Source organism: Pyxidicoccus fallax, from assembly GCF_012933655.1.
Lineage (GTDB): Bacteria > Myxococcota > Myxococcia > Myxococcales > Myxococcaceae > Myxococcus > Myxococcus fallax.
The window spans coordinates 1-2,635 of record NZ_JABBJJ010000641.1 but is presented as its reverse complement, the minus strand read 5'-3'; the positions used below and the strand labels follow the sequence as shown (position 1 = coordinate 2,635).

Genomic DNA, 2,635 nt, shown 5'->3' with positions numbered 1-2,635 from the left:
CCCCAGCGCCGCCACGCGCCCCCGTGGACGCCCCGGCACCGAGCGCCTCCCGAGCGACCGCGGTCCCGGTGGCCGGGGCACCTTCGGCGAGGCCAGGAGCACCGCGAGCCACGGCGGCTTCGGCTCCGCCACGCACACCCGTGGGAGCCATCGTTCCAGCGGGGCGAGGCCCTTCGACCCGCGCCCCGGCCAACCCGGGACGCGCCGCGACCATGGCTCCCGGAGGCACGGGCACGAGGCCGGCCTCCCGCCGGCCCTCGGCGACCTCCGCCTCACGCGGCCTCCGCCCGGTGGCCTCACGTCGCTCCTCCGCCGCCGCTCGCGCCCCAGGCGTCTCCCGCTCCCGCGCCACCGGCGCGCCCGGAACGCCTTCCCCGGTGGGAGCCGCCTCGCGTCCCCCACCCACCTCGGTGCCGGGCTGGCCCTCCCGGCCGGGCGCCCCTTCCACCGTGGGAGCCCCGGGCTCCCGCTCCCGGCGCCGCCTGCGGCGCGCGGTCTCCGTCTCCGAGCCCGCGGGAGCCGCCGCATCCGCCTCGCTCATCAGCGGCGCGTCGGTGGTCCCCGGGCCCGGCCCCGTCAACGACACCGGCGCCGCCGCCCCCGAGAGCGCCCGGCGCATGAGCCGCTCGCGCGTGGTGGTCGCGTGACTCCCGGGCCGCACCCCCGCGGGCTCGCCGCTCATGACGCGGGACGCGGCGGCCTCGGCCTCCTGCTCCGCGGGCTCCGCCGGGCTCGACGTCTCCAGGCTCTTCTTCTGGGGAGCGGCGCCCCCACCCCCGCCCTGCTGTTGCACCACGTGCGCCAGCTCGTGCGCGATGAGCCGGTCACCCCTCTCGCTGCCTGGCTGGTAGCGGCCCGCGCCGAAGGTGATGTGCTCCCCCTGCGTGAAGGCCTCGGCGCCGTGGTGCCCGGCCGTCGCGGTGGCCTCGGCGCCCTCATGCACCCGCACGCCCGAGAAGGACTGGCCGAACGCGCGCTCCATGCGCTGGCGCGTCGTCGGCGGCAGCGGCCGGCCCGCGCCAGCGCCCTCCACGGAGGGTGCCGGTGACACGGGCGCGGCCTGGACAGCAGGGCTCCCTTCCCGGGAAACCTGCCCCCCCTTGGAGACCACCGCCGCGTGCCGGGTCGTCGTGGAGCCCATTGTCCGGGCCCCAGCATACACTGTCAGTGCGCCCCCTGCCTCGACACTGCGACGCGGAGCGCGAGCGGACGCCCGAAACCGGGCATCCGCGCCCCGGGCAGCACCACCCACGTCTGCGACCGGAGCGGGCCCTCCGAAGGCCCGGACCCGCAGGCACGAGCTCAACTGTCCAGCCCCTCGTGACGGGTGGGGTGCGCGGTGCGCGACATGGCGCGGCGGGCGCGCAACCCTCCAGGAGGCGGAGCAGCGGGGGCTTGACCCTGCACCTTGGTGCAGACCCCAGACTGCCGCGCATGAACCCAAACGAGAAGCTTCGCGTCACCACCCGCGTGGTGCGTGCCAGCGCGCTGTACGACTTGTTCGTCACCCTCCCCTTCGCCACGCCGTGGACGGCGGGCCTGCTCCTCGACCACCTGCGCCAGCTCCACGTCCACCTCGGGCTGCCCGGGGCGATGCCGCCCGACTTCGACCCGCTGCACCTGTTCTTCGTGAGCCTGTTCGGCACCATCGTCTCGCTGTGGGCGGCGATTCGCATCTGGCGTCCCGAGCCAGCCTTCGGGGCGGCGGACACGGTGGGCCGGGCGGCCTTCTCGCTGTGGATGGCCCAGGCGCTGTGGATGGGGCAGACGTACATCCTGGTGCCCATGCTGGTACTGGAGCTGGGTTGGTTCTTCGTCCAGGGAGGTGCCATCCTCTGGTGGAGCCATCGCCATGAGCACGCGCGTCTCGCGGAAGCGACCTGAGCCCTCCCCCACCCTGCGCATCAGCGAGCTGGCCCGCGCCGCGGGCGTGGGCATCCCGACGCTGCGCTTCTACGAGCGCAAGAAGCTGCTCCCCGCGCCTGAGCGGACGGAGAGCGGCTACCGCCTCTACGAGCCCCACCACGTGACGCGCGTGCGCTTCATCCGCCGGGCCCAGGAGCTGGGCTTCTCGCTGAAGGAGGTGGGGTCGCTGCTGGCGATGTCGGACGGGAAGGTGCCGTCCTCCACCGAGGTGGAGCGCTTCGCCGCGGCGAAGCTCGACGCCATCGACGCGCGGGTGAAGGACCTGCAGCGCATGAAGCGCGCCATCCTCAAACTGATGGCGGAAGGCATCTGCGCCGGGGCCGAGTGCCCCGTCATCGCCTCGCTCGGCGGAGCGCTGGCCACGGGCGCTCCGGCGCGACGCGCACGGAACTGAGCGAGGCCAGGTGCCGCGTCCTCGCATCCCTGACGGCGCTCCGACACGGCGGGCCCGGCGCATGGCGAGGCCGGGCCCCCCGTCCTCACCTCCGCCCGGCACGCCGACACCTCGCCGCCCCTCCTCCGACGTGGGCCGCGGAGCACCGCACCTCCCCTCCTCCACCACGACGCGCGCCTCCGCCTGACGCTCCGGGCCCTGGCACGCCTGCTCGCCTGCCCCCGTCCGTCCACGGTCGGACACGGACGTGTCCCGGCTGACTCCCTTGGAAGTCACGGGATGGTTACTCCTCCGGGCCTGAGGGCGGGACGGGAG

Annotated in this window: 3 protein-coding genes; 2 read left to right on the top strand and 1 reads right to left on the bottom strand. The window is 75.3% G+C overall.

Going from position 1 to position 2,635, the window contains the following annotated elements:
- Nucleotides 1-1,051: eCIS core domain-containing protein (locus tag HG543_RS52970; protein ID WP_169352576.1), on the bottom strand; the 1,051-nt coding region annotated here is incomplete at its 3' end.
- A 383-nt stretch (nucleotides 1,052-1,434) separates the two neighbouring features.
- On the opposite strand from HG543_RS52970, the gene HG543_RS52965 reads away from it, so the two are divergent.
- Nucleotides 1,435-1,884, top strand: a complete 450-nt coding sequence (locus HG543_RS52965; RefSeq protein WP_169352575.1) for a hypothetical protein — start codon at nucleotides 1,435-1,437, stop codon at nucleotides 1,882-1,884.
- Entirely contained in the window at nucleotides 1,853-2,320 is a 468-nt protein-coding gene (locus tag HG543_RS52960; RefSeq protein ID WP_169352574.1) for a heavy metal-responsive transcriptional regulator, read from the top strand. Before HG543_RS52965 ends, HG543_RS52960 begins: the two co-directional genes overlap by 32 nt.
- The last annotated feature ends 315 nt before the right edge of the window (nucleotides 2,321-2,635 follow it).

Excerpts from the sequence above, each read along its gene's own strand:
- HG543_RS52965 (WP_169352575.1), top strand. The coding sequence starts at position 1,435 with ATGAACCCAAACGAGAAGCTTCGCGTCACCACCCGCGTGGTGCGTGCC.
- HG543_RS52960 (WP_169352574.1), top strand. The coding sequence starts at position 1,853 with ATGAGCACGCGCGTCTCGCGGAAGCGACCTGAGCCCTCCCCCACCCTG.